Source organism: Alteromonas sp. BL110 (assembly GCF_003443615.1).
Classification (GTDB): domain Bacteria; phylum Pseudomonadota; class Gammaproteobacteria; order Enterobacterales; family Alteromonadaceae; genus Alteromonas.
In genome coordinates this window covers 384,056-399,953 of the sequence record NZ_CP031967.1, presented here as the reverse complement: position 1 = coordinate 399,953, position 15,898 = coordinate 384,056, and the positions used below count along the sequence as shown (strand labels likewise).

Annotated in this window: 9 protein-coding genes; 6 read left to right on the top strand and 3 right to left on the bottom strand. The window is 45.5% G+C overall.

Annotated features, from left to right (window positions below; translation table 11 throughout):
- Positions 1-102: 102 nt before the first annotated feature.
- A complete protein-coding gene (locus tag D1814_RS01825; RefSeq protein WP_118489830.1) occupies positions 103-2,160 on the top strand; it encodes a YncE family protein in 2,058 nt (685 codons plus the stop codon).
- Positions 2,161-2,359: 199 nt separating this feature from the next.
- On the opposite strand, the gene D1814_RS01820 is transcribed toward D1814_RS01825, so the two are convergent.
- Positions 2,360-3,379 (bottom strand): heparin lyase I family protein, encoded by a 1,020-nt coding sequence (locus D1814_RS01820; RefSeq protein WP_232368954.1) that lies wholly within the window; start codon positions 3,377-3,379, stop codon positions 2,360-2,362.
- A gap of 351 nt (positions 3,380-3,730) precedes the next feature.
- Between D1814_RS01820 and D1814_RS01815 the strand changes: the two genes are divergently transcribed.
- The 5 genes from D1814_RS01815 to D1814_RS01795 all read left to right on the top strand — a co-directional run bounded on the left by D1814_RS01815 (position 3,731) and on the right by D1814_RS01795 (position 11,438).
- Entirely contained in the window at positions 3,731-7,453 is a 3,723-nt protein-coding gene (locus D1814_RS01815) for an ATP-binding protein (protein ID WP_118489829.1), read from the top strand.
- Positions 7,450-8,085, top strand: coding sequence for a condensin complex protein MksE (locus D1814_RS01810; RefSeq protein WP_014978725.1), 636 nt, complete (start codon positions 7,450-7,452; stop codon positions 8,083-8,085). Before D1814_RS01815 ends, D1814_RS01810 begins: the two co-directional genes overlap by 4 nt.
- A complete protein-coding gene (locus D1814_RS01805; protein ID WP_118489828.1) occupies positions 8,082-9,299 on the top strand; it encodes a phosphoenolpyruvate carboxylase in 1,218 nt (405 codons plus the stop codon). The genes D1814_RS01810 and D1814_RS01805 overlap by 4 nt, the downstream gene beginning before the upstream one ends.
- Positions 9,300-9,760: 461 nt before the next feature.
- Positions 9,761-10,153 (top strand): TerB family tellurite resistance protein, encoded by a 393-nt coding sequence (locus tag D1814_RS01800; RefSeq protein ID WP_118489827.1) that lies wholly within the window; start codon positions 9,761-9,763, stop codon positions 10,151-10,153.
- Positions 10,154-10,187: 34 nt separating this feature from the next.
- Positions 10,188-11,438: an alpha/beta hydrolase gene (locus D1814_RS01795; RefSeq protein WP_118489826.1), complete on the top strand. Its 1,251-nt coding sequence runs from the start codon at positions 10,188-10,190 to the stop codon at positions 11,436-11,438.
- A 276-nt stretch (positions 11,439-11,714) separates the two neighbouring features.
- Here the strand turns inward: D1814_RS01795 and D1814_RS01790 are convergent, their stop codons facing one another.
- The gene (locus D1814_RS01790) at positions 11,715-14,831 is read right to left on the bottom strand and encodes an efflux RND transporter permease subunit (RefSeq protein ID WP_118489825.1); all 3,117 of its coding nucleotides are present in this window, start codon (positions 14,829-14,831) and stop codon (positions 11,715-11,717) included.
- Entirely contained in the window at positions 14,824-15,882 is a 1,059-nt protein-coding gene (locus D1814_RS01785; protein WP_118489824.1) for an efflux RND transporter periplasmic adaptor subunit, read from the bottom strand. Before D1814_RS01785 ends, D1814_RS01790 begins: the two co-directional genes overlap by 8 nt.
- Positions 15,883-15,898 lie beyond the last annotated feature (16 nt).

Below are 15,898 nucleotides of genomic sequence, written 5' to 3'. Positions count from 1 at the left end.
AATGTGGTTCGTTTGGCTTGTTGAACAGGACGTGAGCAGTATCTATCGCACAGATTCGCGGTTGACAGCGTCTCTTAAAATAGAACAAGTATGGAGATGAAGATGGAATTCAACAAAACTTCGAAGCAAAAAATGAGATTATCATTATTAGCAACGGCTATGGTTTTTGCTTTAAGCGCCTGTGATGGCGACGATGGGACCGACGGACTAAATGGCACAGATGGTGTCGATGGCACACCAGGCCAAGACGGCGCGCCCGGTTTGGCTGCTGCAACTTTTCTTGTTGCCAATAATGGTGATGATAATCGTAATACGGTAACGGCAGTCGACCAAAACGCTAGCGCGCTAAGTACGGTAACCACTGGCGCAAATGAAGGTCTTGTCTTCACCAATAAAGGTTCTCTTATTCAAGCGGGTGACAGTGACTTACCGCTTTTAAGAACGCAGTGTAATTTTGATGCACAGACAGATTTCATGATGAATAAAGGGCGCGAGATAACGGGGGCGGCTACCGGATTAGTCAATCCTAAAGGTATAGCTTTCGCTGAAAATACTGGCCTAGTAATGGTGGCAGACTTTAACGGTCAAAAAATAAGTGTGTTTGGTAGTCAAGCGGCAGGGGACGTTGCACCTATTGCTGAGATAATGGTATCTGCAAAACCATGGGATTTGGCCTACGACGAGCAAAGCGATAGGTTATTCGTAGCACTTACCGATGGCACGCTAGCGGTGTACGACGATGTGGCAAGTTCAGATTTTGCACCTACTGTGATGCGTTCAGTTGTTCCTTCGGATGCCGATGGAAACCAAATTTCAATTAATTTACACGGCATTGTGTACGAGCCTAAATCTAACCGTATGGTGTTATCAGATGTGGGTGATGCTTCTGTGGCCGACGACGGTCAAATATTTGTGATTGAAAATGTATCTTCAGCAGATGGGGCGGCTGTACCAACCAGAGTAATAGGCGGAGCATCTACCCAGCTTGGCAATCCAGTAGACATTTTTCTCACCGGGTCTAACCTTCGCGTGGCGGAAAAATCAAACGACGCCATTCTGGTTTTCTCAAATATCTTCAACGGAGAGAGCGGCGATATTGCACCGACGTTATCAACGCCATCGGTGAAGCCGGAGTCTTTAGCTGAGTTTAGAGAATTAGACGAAATGAAAGACGCTTCGGACGACGGCATAACAACTATGCCTATTATGGGGCTTTCGGTATCAAGTAACCCTTCAACTGAAAGCGAAACAACAGGGCAGGTGGCTCAATACAGCGCAGTATTATCCAGCGAGTTGAGTTCTTTTGATGCAGGTATGAGCATTGAAAGTGCTGCGTTTACGGCAAGTGGTGACGGTGTTATCACTTTTGATGATTTGGATACATCAACAGGCGGCTTACTGGTAATCAATCGCTTGAAAACTATGCGCGATGAGATGATGTACAGCGATAGTTACGACCACATGATTATGGGGAGTGAAACCGGGCTGATTGCACCGAAAGGGTTAGATATTGTTTCTGAAGCCGGTGTGGTATTTGTGGCTGATGTTAATGAAAGTACGCCTGCTGTAAGAGTATTTTCGCCATGTGCATCGGGTAATGTTGCGCCTCTATTAACGCTTGAAGCCGCTGATGGTGGACGTCCTTGGGATGTGGATTACGACCCATCGACTGACAGTGCGTATTTAGCATTAACCAACGGTACTGTTGCAGTTTTTGAAGAAGTAATGCGCAAACTTCAAAGCGGTGAGACCGTAATTACAGGTGAAGATAGGTTAATCGTACCAGCGAGCGACGGTGCTGCATTTGAGGCACCAACGAACATCCATGGTATAGACTACGATAGCCAAAGCGATAGCCTAGTTATTTCTGACGTTGGTAGCGCTGCAGATGCAACAGACGGCAAACTTTATGTCATTGCTGGTGCTGGCAATGCAGATGGCTTAACCGATGTATCGGTTAATATTGCAGGGCCGAGTTCAATGCTGGGTAACCCAGTGGATCTGATGCTCAGCAACGGTCATGTTTACGTCGCGGAAAAATCAAACGGTATGATCCTTCGCTTCGATAACATTTTAAATTCAGCCTCGGGTGACATTGCGCCGACTTTCAGCATGATGTACCCCGCGCCAGAGTCTGTGAATGTACTAGCTGTTAAATAGGTAAAGTAGTGGTTGGAAGGCGCATAATAGCGCTTTCCCACGTGATAGTTTAAAAACACACTGTCAAAGCTAAATGAGTGCGGTAAGTAAACCTGTGTATTGCTTACCGCCATTTTTAAAAGAACACCTGAAAACGTTTTTCGACTACTCCCAGTATCCCTTAAAGTGAAAACATCGATTGAGTAGCTTCAATTGCAAATCAAAGCGTACCTTTTCTAATAACGAAGTTAGCAAACTTCACTCGTTCTTCCTGTTGGCGTAACTTATCTATTTCAGCGGTAGAGCGGTAAATACCCCACTTAGGGCGGATGAAGTCCTCATTAGATACACCGCGCCACATATCTATATTTGTTTCGTTAATATCTACTATAGTAGCGTCGTCGCTAACGCGGGTTATTTGCATGGTGAAGTTGCCTTCATCTAAAAAGGTTGCTTGCACAGATACCTTAACCCACTCATCGGCGATATCGCTCCAGTTTGCTCGAACTAAATAGACATCGCTGGTGCGAGAACCGTCAGAGTTAAACCCTACACTGTGTCTTACTTGTAGTTCTTTACCGGAACTGTCTTTTTCGACAGCGGAAAGGGTAATAACGGGCTGATCGTCGTTACCATTACTATTATCTTCACTGTCGTTTCGTGCTTTAAGCTGGAAGAAGTGGCTAAACTTACTGGTTAAAGACATATCGCTGGCGACATAGAAATACCATTCAAACTGCATAGTGTCCCCTTCGAACCCGAGTACTTCGTCATCGCTTTTATCATAAGTTTTTATCTCGTTGCGCTGACGGTCAGACTGAACACCTTTATTAAAGTCGTCATCTCGGTGGGCTAAAAACACAAAGTGGGGGCCTACAACGCTATCGGTTTCCTCTAAAATATGCGGCGTAGAAGTATGATCGCCAACGAACAAGTCGGGTGCTTCTATGCTGCCTTCTCCAAACACGTTCTCGATTGATTCGTAGGTTTCGCTAGCGTTTGCAGCGCCCGGGGCACTGAGCAGGATTTCAGACACTAGGGTAAATTCTGCTTGTTCTTCAGTGGGCGTTTCTCCACCACCTTGAGAATCAGGTACAGAAACAGATTGATCGGGTGTATTACTTTTAGAGCTACCTCCACAGGCCGATACAGCTGTCACAACCAATGCAATTAAAAAGAAGTAAAAAAGTACTATTAGGGTTTCTTGTAAGACGTTTTCGTTTTTGTTGTTCGTAGACACGGCTTTTACCAAATGTTTATCATTGGTTAATAAGATGTTTTAAAATTGGTCGACCAGCAAGTGTAAAAGTTAGTCTATTTAGAAATATTATTGAATTTTTTATTTTTAATTTGAAGCGGGGCAAACCTCGAAAGAGAGAAACATGAAACGTTCTTAAAGCCATAGCATGCTTTGTAACCAACAAATCACCGCGCATCTGTGCAAATTCGTGAATTCATAATACACTGACGGGCTACATCGTGCGCATGTGCTCGGCTTCTATTCGATATACAGAATTTTTGTATACCTAAGCAGGCACTATTTTGTGCTGTGTGAGGATTCACGCGGCAGAGTTATTGATACAGGAACACTATGGCAGGCTTAAAACGTATTATTCTTATCGACACGCATTTACCGGGCGTAGTCGAGCTAAAGCTTGATGGACACACCAATATTTGTGGTACCAATGCGTCGGGTAAAACCACGCTTCAGCGACTTATTCCCGTGTTTTACGGCGAATACCCTAGTCGTGTGGTACCGGCAACCCGCGATAGCTTTGAACGCTGGTACTTACCGCGCCTATCTAGTTTTATTATCTATGAATATACACGCGCTGAAGGCGACCTATGCCAAGCTGTATTAAGCTCAAACGGAACCGGTGTAAATTACCGTTTAATTGGTAAGCCGTTTGAAATTGGTGACTATCTAATAGAACAAAAGAATGGCAAGCACGCCAGTGTGAGTAGCGCAAAGCTTGCACGCGCCATGAAGCGCAATAATATACTGGTAACGAGCTTACTGAATACCAAAGACTTCCGCGCAATCATTCAAAACGACCAAGGTGTGCTCAACCAAAGTAACAATGCGCGCGAATTATTAGGCTACGCCAAAATCTTTAGTTTGTGCGAACCTTCAAAGCATATGCGCCACATAGAAAAGTTGGCAAAAGCGGTGCACTCTAAAGAAGGCAAAATGGAAACCATTAAAGCCATGATTGCCGCTATTTTAGAAGAAGATGGCGTTACGCCACCAACTTCAGGTCTTAGCCGCCATAGGGTTGATGACTGGATTAAAGAGTGTCATCTAATTAAGCAGTTCGACAAAATTCGCCCTGAGTTTTCTAAACTCGAGCAAGCGGACATGGCGCTAACAAGTACCGAGCAAGTGCTTGCTAATCTTAAGCATAGCTTTGAACTCGATAAGACATATTTAGCAGCGCGGGTTGAAACTACCAAGAACGAGCTTGATGAAAATAGCTTCCAGCGAAAACAAACGGACAGTGAATGGGGTGATACCCGCGATCATTTAAACCAAGTTATTTCTTCTGCTCGCGCCGATGTGGAAAAGTTTACTAGCGAACTGGATACGGTAGAGCGTGAATTCGACAAGTGGCAAGACGAAAATATTGAGCAGCTTAAAGAAGACGTTGCAAATCTAGCGCAGTGGCAAAATGAAAAAGCCATGGCCGACAGTCGTTACGTTTTGCTCACTGAAAAGCACCAGGACATTGAGTCAGCCTACAACAAGCGCTTAGCTGAGCTAGGTGAAAAGCTTTCAATTACTTTGGAAGAAATGTCTGCAGCTAGACAGGAAGCTGCAGAAAACAAAGCTGAACAACAGCAGAGCGAGCGTGAAGCGTTAAGTCGAATACAAAGCGATTACAACAGCCAGCTAAGTACGCTACAGCATGATTACCAGAATCGTTTAAATGATCTGAAAGTAGCGGAGGCTGAGCTTAAAGCTTCACTTAGTAACGCAGGCTATAACGAGTTTGAGCAATCTCAGCTAGACATTTTAGACGCGGCTATAAAAGAAGCCTCTATTAATGAAGATTCGGCACGTGGCGAATTACGACAAGCGCAACAAGCACACAGTAAATCAGTAGAATTTCGCAAAGAATGTTCGAATGCGTTAGACAAAGCGCGCAACGCCTTTCAACAAGATGAAAAAGCGGTTAATAAAATTAATGCGCTTCTTTACCCCGGCGAAGGCGCGTTGCTTGAGTTCCTGCGCGCCAATGTAGACGACTGGGAATTATCCTTAGGTAAAGTTATTCGTCCGGAGCTACTCGAGCGCACTGATTTAGCCCCTGTAATGGCAAAGGATGCACAAAGCGCTAGTGATACCTTCATGGGCGTTAAGTTAGCGCTTACTGAATTGGATACCCCTGACTACGCCTTCACTGAACAAGCACTCAAACAGCAATTGCAAGAAGCTGAAATACGTCAGGCTGCCGCCCTTGCCGCGCAAAACGAATGTGAACAGCGTTTAGCAAAAGCCAACGAAGACGTGCGTAACGCAGAGCTTGTGGTTACCCAGAAAGACAACGCAGTCAAGAGCGCGGAAGCCAGTCGTAAGCGGGCACAGCAGGACCGCGATACGGTGCTCAGTGAATACCAACAAGCGCTTTCTGCACGTAAGCAAAAAGCCAAAACTAAGTTAGAAGCTAATCAGCAGTCGCAAAAGCAGGCGAAGGCGCAGTTTGAGCTTAGCCGAGACGAAATCAAAGACCAGCAGCGTGAAGCGGAAACCGAGCACAAATTTCACTGGCAGCAGCTTATTGCCGACAGTGAGGCGCGTATTTCTCAGCTTGATAACGATATGCGAAAAGCGAAGGAGAGTGCTGCCCAAGACCGAAAAGATATGCAAGATTGGCTAGAAAGCGAATTAAGCAATCGCGGTGTGGATGTTGATGAAATAGGTCAGCTTAAAAAGCAAATTAATAAACTTAAAGAAAATATTACACGCACTGAAACGCATCGTCATAAAGTGGCTGACTATGAACGTTGGTACACAAACGTATTTACTAAGCAAAAGGTGATTTGGCAAGAAGGCTTGTCTAAGTCGCGTAAACTATTGGGTGAATCAGAGCGTGATTTGGCAAGCAAACAAGCCACATATAAAGCTAATCGCGAGCAACTTCAAGAGCAGCATGCACAGCTTGAAAGTACGCTCAAAACTGCCAGCGAACATTTAGAGCAAGTTAAAACGTTGAGTAAGTCGTTAGCTAAGCTAACGCTTCAGGCTGGAGACGAAACAGCAGAAATTAAGCACGATGATGTCAGTATTAGTCAGCGTATCTCGGAGGTACAAAGCCAGCTTCAGGAACGGGAAAACTTATTGAGCGATGTACGAGCTTATGTAGAAAGGTTTGATCAGCTAATAGCTGCGCAAGCGGGGACAGGTCTATCTGACACCTGGGAACGCGCCCGTGAAGAGTGTGCAACGCTAAACGCCCACGGTGTGAAGAGCTTTGATCACCGTCGCATGGTGTCGCACCTAGCACAGCTTCTGAATGTGATCGTCCCGCAGAAACTGCAGGGCTTGCGTGAGCAAGGCCGTATATTCGGTGCTGATCTCTCGCAATACTATTTCGTTCTTGCCGATATTGATAAACGCATTGTGTCGCAAAGCCGCCGCATTACCCAAGAGGTGGACGGCGATCTTTCCCTTGATGGTGTATCAGATTCTGCTGTTAAAATTCGCTCGCGTATCAGCGAACTTGAATTTTGGCCTGAACTTGAGCAATTCAGAAAACTCTATGAGCACTGGATGGAAGAGGGAGCAAACGAGCTACCGGAAGAAGAATACGGGCAAAGTATGCGCCGGGTATTAGATATTCTTGGTCGCGCGGCACTTACCGGCGGTATCAGCAAGCTACTTGATATTGAGCTTCACCTGCGTGAGGGGAACAGCGATCTTGTTATCCGCACCGACCGACAGTTAAACGAATCGTCGAGCCACGGTATGGCCTACCTTATCCTGTGTAAATTCTTACTTGCCTTTACCCGTCTTTTACGAGGCGATGCCGACGCTACCGTGCATTGGCCCATTGATGAATTAGGTACACTTCACCAAAATAATGTGAAGAAAATCTTTGAAGCCTGTCAAAACAATAACATCAGTGTAGTGGGGGCGTTCCCTAATCCAGAATCGGAAGTATTGACGCTATTTGAAAACCGCTACTTGATAGATAAAGTGACTCGCCAACTGCAGGTGGTTCAACCAAAAGCAAGCTCGATAGGCGCACGCATAAAACTAAAAAAAGAAGCAGAAAAGAACAGTGAAGTAGCAGGCAAGGAGACATCAGCATGATGACAGAACAAGGCCGTGTACTAAGTGCACTTTTACAAGGCGCGTTTATTTGTCAGGTGACCGATGAAGAGGCGTGGCGTTTTCTTAAATCAAGAGATAACGCTGCTCAGCTAGAGCCCCACTTAGCATTGCTGAACCGCACACTCTCAACTACCGCAGAAGGTGATGTATTCTTTGCTAGCTTCCTCACCATTGGTGAAAACGAACGTAAAGTGCTAACCCAGCAGTTCCAAGATACGGCGTCTAACCTTGTCCCTCTGGTCGAGTGGTTATTACTGGTTCAACAAGCCAATGAATCTGACATGCCAATAACTATGGGCAGCGCTATTCGTTTGAACGAGCTGCAAACAACCATTGAAGACACGCCGGCCTATGCCGAGCAATTAGAGAAAATTTCGCGCTATCGTATGTTCGGTTCTACCAGCGTGAATTTAGATGGCCAGCTAAAACAGGTTTTTAAACGCTTAACAGAAATGGGTTACTTAATTAAACCTAACCCGGATAAACAGATTTATCTGGGCACGGGCAAAATTGAGCACCTTTATGAAATGCTACGTTTTATCGACGAAACTGAAGCGTTGAGTTTATCTGAGCAGGCGGAGGCCGCTATTTCGCAAGGTAGTTTGATATGAGCCAGGTGTTAATTCAGGCGGGGACTAAACTACTAAATGCGTTGGGTCGTCACAGCGACCTTATTATGCAGGCGTACGTTAATGGTTCGGTAAAAGAGCGCGACCACAGCCCTAAGGTATTAGAACAGCTCGTTCAATTAGGTGTTTTGTGGCGCCCTGAAGCGCAAAGTGAATTGCGCTTAAAAAGCGCGGTAAGAACGCTTCTAGAAGGAAGCCTACAAGACGAACGCAATCGGACCATCAATGCCAATATTGGTGCGTCGCTTGCTAGCCTTAAAACACTGACCGAGCATTATAAAGAAGCGCTTCATTACAACAAATATAATGAAGCAGCAGCCCACATGGGTGATTTAACCGAGCACGTGTATCAGCTTTCAGAATCATTGAGTAATAGCGTGCGTGTGATGTTCGGCCGTATTAATAATGAATTTGGTTATGTGTCGTCGGTTGAAGCTAAAATTCGCGAAAACGAGTTAGCGCAAGGGCAGGTAACGGATTTGCTTGCTCAGCTTGAGTGTTTCCGTTTCGATGAGTTAAGTGAACTGGCTGGGTCTAACCGCGAACTACGCCATTTATTGGTAGTATCGCTCCAGCAGCGCTTTTCTAAAGCCGCACAAGAGTTATCTGTTGTACAAGCGCGTTTGCTAGACTTGTTAGGCCGATTTAGAGAGTTTCAAGGTCGTACCCGGTTACTTAAAGGTTTTTTGCTACACATGGAGCAGCAGCCTGATTTTGCGCCGGGTAACTATGCTAATCTGACCAATGTGCCAGTATTGTTTAATCAATCAGACTCGATTATTGCCAATGCAGCAGCTGACGTGAATAACGTTGAGCACGAAGCAGATTATCAAAATATTGTGGCGTCTTTGACCCATGTACACAAACGTCAGTCTCAGCACGAAGATACTAAGCCTGTTGACATCGATGTGACCGAGCAATCTACTCTGTCGCTTGAAAAAGATCCCCTGCAGCAGGCAGTTGAAGCTTACTTCTGTGAGGTAATTGATTCAGGCCAGCCTAAAACCGCCCTGGATTATTTTGAAGAGCAGGCTTTAGACTTTGATCCTGAAGTATGGATTTATCAGGTAATTGGGGGATATCAAGCCCTAAACGATGAAGATAAGCAGTTTTTTGCATTAGAATCTCACGGTAATAACGATAAAGTCTATACAGGCAACTTCTACATCAATGACATCACTTTGGGCTTGCGTTGATGCCATTTCCTAAGTGCCCCTAAAGTTTGTTGAATAAAGTCTGGACCCTGTAAATCAAAGGGACGCCAGACTTTTCACTTAGCTACGGTTAGTTGGTATTTAAAGTGAACTTTCAAATTCGAACAATGCAAACCTTCTCGAGAGTCTTTCATATTTTGCGGTGACTGCCACTTGGAACCTGTTAAAAAAGACCTATAATGCAATAGGTGTTTACACTAATTTAACATTGTGAACTAAAAGCATCATCGCTGCGTAATGTTACCGTCAATCGAGCGGTCTATATTAATAGAACGGTGGCCTTTGGAACCAAAGTAAAGGCTGACAGGTCCTAAAGCAGTCACTAAGCGCTTTCAAGCTTTCGATGTTTAATCGCTCGATGCAGGCACAGAAAATTTACGCTACTGCTAGGATGCAGAGCATGTTGTGGTACTGCTGCGTACAGTACGAAGAGGAAGAGAGTTATGCAATTATCAGAACAACAAAGTTTTAACCAAGCCCTTATCAAACTTTCAGTTTTACTTTATCAGGTCGATGGAATGGTAACCTTGACCGAACAAGACTACTTGAATGCTATGGTTGAATCGTTAGATTGGCAAAGCCCAATCTGTCGCGAAGCATTTCTAAACGACACTATCTATCAAGCTCGAAAAGCCATCGATACTGGCGATACTGTTACTTTCTTAAAAAGTCTTAAAAACGATCTATCGTTTAATGCAGAAAAAACGTTAGAGGTAGCTATGGCGATTACTGGTGTAGATGGCGAGCGAAGTGAAGAAGAAACCGAGCTTCTTTCATTACTTACTCATAAATTACTCGCTAAGGCATTGGTTTCGGGTAAAGATACACTGCAATAATCGCTTTTCATTACCATAAACCTATACGTTAACCATGCCTAAATTTACTTTTAAAGCAGTGCACGTGTGCGCTGCTTCTGTTGCGCTGTTCTCATTAAGCGGGTGTCATTCGTCGCACAGTTCTCAATTCAGTGCCAGCACTCAGGCCTTTCCGGTTGGTGTTCAGCCTTTCGATAACTACTTGGATAATGTCGAAAGTTATCTTCTTGAACACAGAACATTTATTTCTGATAACCAAGCAAAAGAGATATCAATGAATATGCCTTTTGAATGTGGTACACAATACCGAGACATCGGTGTGTTGCTGGTTCATGGCCTTGGCGATTCACCTTATTTTTTTCGCGATGTAGCAAACGCTATGTGTGATGAAGGCATTCATGTAAGAAGTATATTGTTACCGGGTCATGGCTCAAAGCCAGGGGATATGCTAAACGTGAGCTATGAGCAGTGGCAGGCAGAAACAAATCACCACATAAGGCTGTTTTCTGAAGAAGTAGATAACCTCTACGTTGGGGGCTTCTCGACGGGTGCTAATTTAACCACTATTGCAAGTTTTTCAATGGCCGAAGAGCTCGATATTAAGGGGCTCATGCATTTTTCACCGGCCTTTAAGTCACGCTTTTTTGTGTCCCGCCTGGCGCCTTACATCGATTCATTGTTTCCTTGGCCTAATGTAGAAGAGGAAGACAATCCAAGTCGTTATAATTCCACGGCTATGCCGGGGTTCGCTGCCTATCAGGAAAGCGTAAACGTGCTTCAAGACTTGTTTTCTCAATCAGAAGAAGAAAAGCGAACTTTAAATCTTCCTGTGCTGATGGTGGTGGCCGAAAAAGACAGTGTTGTGGATACTATAAAGATCGCTGAACAATTCAGAGATAATTTCATTCATCCACGTAAATGTTTATTGTGGCAAGGTGAAAATGTACCTGAGGTATCCGATAATACCCTCATTATGCAAACCATGGACTTACCCGAGCAGCGAATTAGTGCGGCCTCTCATATGAGTACTCTTTTTTCTGAACATAACATCTTGTATGGAACGGAAAGTAGGTTTCGCATTTGTGACAACGGACAAGGAAGTGATGCTGAAGCGCGCTGCAGAGCAGGAGAAGACGTATGGTATGGGCCCTGGGGATTTAAACCAGAGATAGAGAACAACGCGCTTGTCAGCGATAAGGAAGAAAGAGTGTACGCGCGGCTCACCTATAACCCTTACTTCGATAGAATGGTCGGTCAGTTGCTAGCCTTCACTGGTAAGACTAAAACTTTCTGTAAAAGCCATTAAGAAGTTTAGTTCTTATATCGCGATTAATTTGTCTTTCTTATTCGTGCAGTATTTTAACAAAAAGCGCCCAAGCTAAGGACGTAATAACATTTATGTTTGTTATTACGCCCTTAGCTTAGTCATCTCTTTTAGTTCTTGGTGTACACAGAGTGGCAAAGTAACTGCCTAATCTCGGTTTGACTGGGTTTAAGCACGGCTTGGACATGGAAATACGGCACTAGCACCGCCTAAACACCGCTTAAATAGGCACAGCGCCTACCTAAGCGGGGGAACCTTCTAAGAGTGCTGCGCGTTAGCTTCTTCCATCTCTTTTTCAAGCTTAGCGCTTTCATCTGCACGAGGTTTGGTAAAGCGTGCTAGTGCTAGGTAAAGTACAGGCGTAAGGTAAAGAGTAAATACCACTGCAATACCAAGGCCGCCAAACACAACCCAGCCAATAGCATTACGTGCTTCAGCACCTGCTCCTGTTGATAGTATTAACGGAAGGCCTCCTAAAATGGTAGATACCAAGGTCATCATAATGGGGCGCAAACGCACTTTTCCGGCTTCAACGATAGCGTCGTAGATACCAAAACCTTTATCGCGAAGCTGGTCCGCAAACTCAATCAGCAGGATAGCATTTTTGGCAAGTAGACCAATTAACATAACCAGTCCAATTTGCGAGTAAATGTTAATACTAGTGCCGGTTAAAAACAGCGCATAAACCGCAGCAGCAATACCAAAGGGCACAGTCAGCATAACTACAACAGCGCTATTAACGCTTTCAAATTGGGCGGCTAGTACAAGCAATACAATAACAAAAGCTAAGATATAGGTGAGGGCAACCTGCTTAGACGTTTCTTCAAAGGTTTGTGCTTCACCTAAAAAGACTAATCCGATGCCATCGGGCAAAGTATCTAGCGCTAGCGCACGTATTTGATCTACTACCTCACTAAGTGCCACATCTTCTGGCAGTTCCATCTCCACTTTTATTGCCCGTCGCTGGGCTTGACGTTCTAGTTCAGCAGCAACGCCTTCTTCGCTAATAAATGCAACACTAGAAAGGGGCACTAGGTTTCCGTCGACACTTTTTACATACAAACTGGTAAGCTCTGACGGGTCTAGCGTACTGCGATTATTCGTTTGCAACATAATAGGAATAGCTTGGTCGCCTACGTTCAAATCGGCAATATCATCGCCATTAACAGCAGCGCGCAGCGTACTGGCGATGTCGGTAAGCGGCACGCCCAACTCCTCTGCACGACGGCGGTCTATATTTACGCGCATCTGTGGTTGAGTAGGGTCATAGCTAATTCTGGGTCTGCCAAGTTCGGGCAGCTTTTCCTCAAGCTGCCGGGAAAAGTTTTGCGCTGCTAGAAAAATGTTTTCATAGGTATCACCGGTAAGCGCAATCTCCAAACCGCCACCTTGACCACGCAAATTAAGGCTATTGCCACCAAAGGCGTTGCCAGGCGCACCAGGAATTTGCTGTAGTTTAGGGCGGATTTCGTTAACGACATCTTGAAGTGATTTATCCCGTTCATCCCAGTGCTTAAGCGGAGCGGTAATAAATACAATGTTCGGATCCCATGAACCTACTACCGTGTAAATCGAATCTATGGTGCCGTTTTCAACATAAGGAAGCAGCAGTTCTTCCATTTTCTCGGCTTGTCTATCCATAAAGTTCAGCCCCGCGCCATCAGGGCCTCGAGCAAATATCCGGATTGTGCCTCTATCTTCGCTCGGCAAAAGCTCATTATCGATATTTTGTGACAGTATATAAGCACCACCGCCAGCGGCTAGGCTAAGTATGCCTACTACCCAGCCGTATTTAAGGGCTTTTAACAGTGAAGCTTGATATATACCAAGGCATGCATTACCAAAACGGCCAAAAGTTTTACTAAACAAACCGTTTTCTTTCGTTTCTTTTACTTTAAGGCGTGCGGTAAGTGCAGGCACCAAAGAAAGCGCAACAAAAGAAGAGATTACGACAGCGCCTGCTAATACGCCGCCAAACTCTCTAAACAATCGCCCAGCGGTTGACGGAAGAAATGCGATGGGGATAAATACAGAGGCAAGCACTGCAGTAGTTGCCACTACCGCAAAAAATACTTCCCGGGTACCAATTACGGCGGCAGCACGAGCACCTAACCCCATACTTCTGCGACGCTGAATATTTTCAGAAACAACAATCGCATCGTCCACAATCATACCCGTGGCCAAAACAAGGGCGAGCAGGGTAAGGATGTTAATTGAAAATCCCATGCCCCATATAATTGCCAAAGCACCTGCCAGTGAAACAGGGATAGAAAGCGCCGGAACAATGGTCGCGCGCCATGAACCAATAAATACCAATAACGTCACTACCACTAAAGCAACGGTAAGGCTAAGCGATATCACAACTTCTTTTACAGAATCTCTAATAAACTCTGCGTCGTCTGCCGTTACCGTGATATGCATGTCGGTGAAGCGCTTGTCTAGGTCTTTGACCATGGCTAGCACTTCATCAGAAATTTCTATGGTATTAGAGCTAGCTTGTCGAATGACTCCTACGCCAATAACTGGTGTGCCGTCTAAGCGAACTACGCTGGTAGTATCGGCGGGGCCGAAATAAACACTGGCGACATCATTAATGCGAATATCCCCGCTCACAACAATGTTACCAACATCTTCTGCCGAAACTGACGTTGCATCTGCGCGCACGATAAGTGCCTGTTCGGCCGACTGTATACTGCCAGCGGGAACATCAAAAGGCGCGAGCGATAAGGCATCGGCTATATCACTCATTGAAAGGCTAAAACTGGTAAGGCGAAGCGGGTCAACGGACACGCGCAATACACGCTCTCTGTCACCGTTTAGAGTAACGTCAGCGACGCCTGGAATACTGAGAAACAAAGGGGCTACGTCTGTATCGACCCGCTCGGTGAGGGTTTCCATATCCAATGTATCACTAGAAATAGCAAGGCTAACAACCGCTTGGGCATCGCTGTCTGCGCGAATAATTGCCACTTGCTCTACATCCTCAGGAAGTTGACGCTGCACGCGACTTACCGATTCGCGTATTTCATTCGCTGCATCTTCTAAATTGACGCCGGGACGAAATTCCACGCGTACACGTGATGAGTTTTCCTCACTTTGAGCTGAAATATTCTTTACACCGCTAACGCGGGCTACAGCACCCTCGAGACGTCCCGTTATTTCAGCATCGACTGTTTCGGGCGAGGCACCAGGAAACTCGGCAGTAACAGTTACACGGGGAGTATCAACATCAGGAAGTTCCCGCACTTCAAGCCCGCTCAAAGCAGCAAGACCTGCAATAGCAATAAGCAAGTTTAAAACGACGATTAAAACTGGGCGTCGTATCGACAGTGAGGGAAGGTCGCTGACTGAAGACGATAGATTTGGATCACTCACCTTGAGGCCCTCCGGCCAGTTCAGTGGTAATTTCTTGGCCTGTACGTAAGCGCTGAACACCTTCTGAAATTAACGCATCACCCTCTTCGATATCGCCTGAAACTAAAATGGTTCCTCTTAAACGCTGGTGGACACTTACGTCCACACGTTTAGCTTTCCCGTCTTCAGCAAGCCAAATGTAAGCGCCGGTTGCTCCCCATAGTAATGCGGCTTCAGGCACGGCCGCGTAGCGATCACCTTCAATGCTCAAATTAACTCTAAAACTCATACCCGGACGGAATTTATCCGAAGAGTTATCTAATAATGCGCGCGCACGAAGAGTGCGATCAGCTTCATTAATACGAGAATCGACCTGCGCTATTTCGGCTTTCACCAGTTGCTCTTTGTCGCTCCAAGGTTCAAGTGTGACGCTCGGTGCATTTAGCAAAACAGGAAGGGCGGCTTCAGGCGCTTTGAAGTTGATAAATAGCTTGCTTCGGTTGTCTAGTGTGGTGATGACTGTTTGTTCGTTAATCCGATCGCCTACCTCAACATCGGTAATGCCAACAATACCGTCAAATGGCGCAACAATATGTCTGTCTTCTAAATCTGCTTTCGCTTCTTCTAGTGCGACCTCAGCAAGGTCGCGCTGAGTGCGTGCTAGGTCTAGTTCACTAACGGGCACTGCACCTTGTTTATAGCTTGAGGCTAAGCGCTCTACCGTGCGCTGGGCATCTTCTAGAGTAAGCTTAGCGCGCTTCAAGGCAGTTTGTTGCCGTCTATCGTCAAGGCGAACCAGAACCTTACCTTTCTCCACCGATTGGCCTGGTACGAAGTTGATTTCTGTTACTTCATCAGAAACGGCAGGGTACAACACGATAGAGCGTACGGCTTCTGCACTGCCAACCGCTTCTACTTTCCGTGTTTCGTTCATAAATTGAATGGGCTTGGTTACAACAAGCTTGGCCTGTCTGTCGCCCATAAACTGCGCGTTCGCAGTTGATACCATCACTAAAAAAAGAGCACAAAGACGTGTCCATGTCTTTAATGCATCATAGACTGAATATTTCATTTTAAACCCGTAGCGT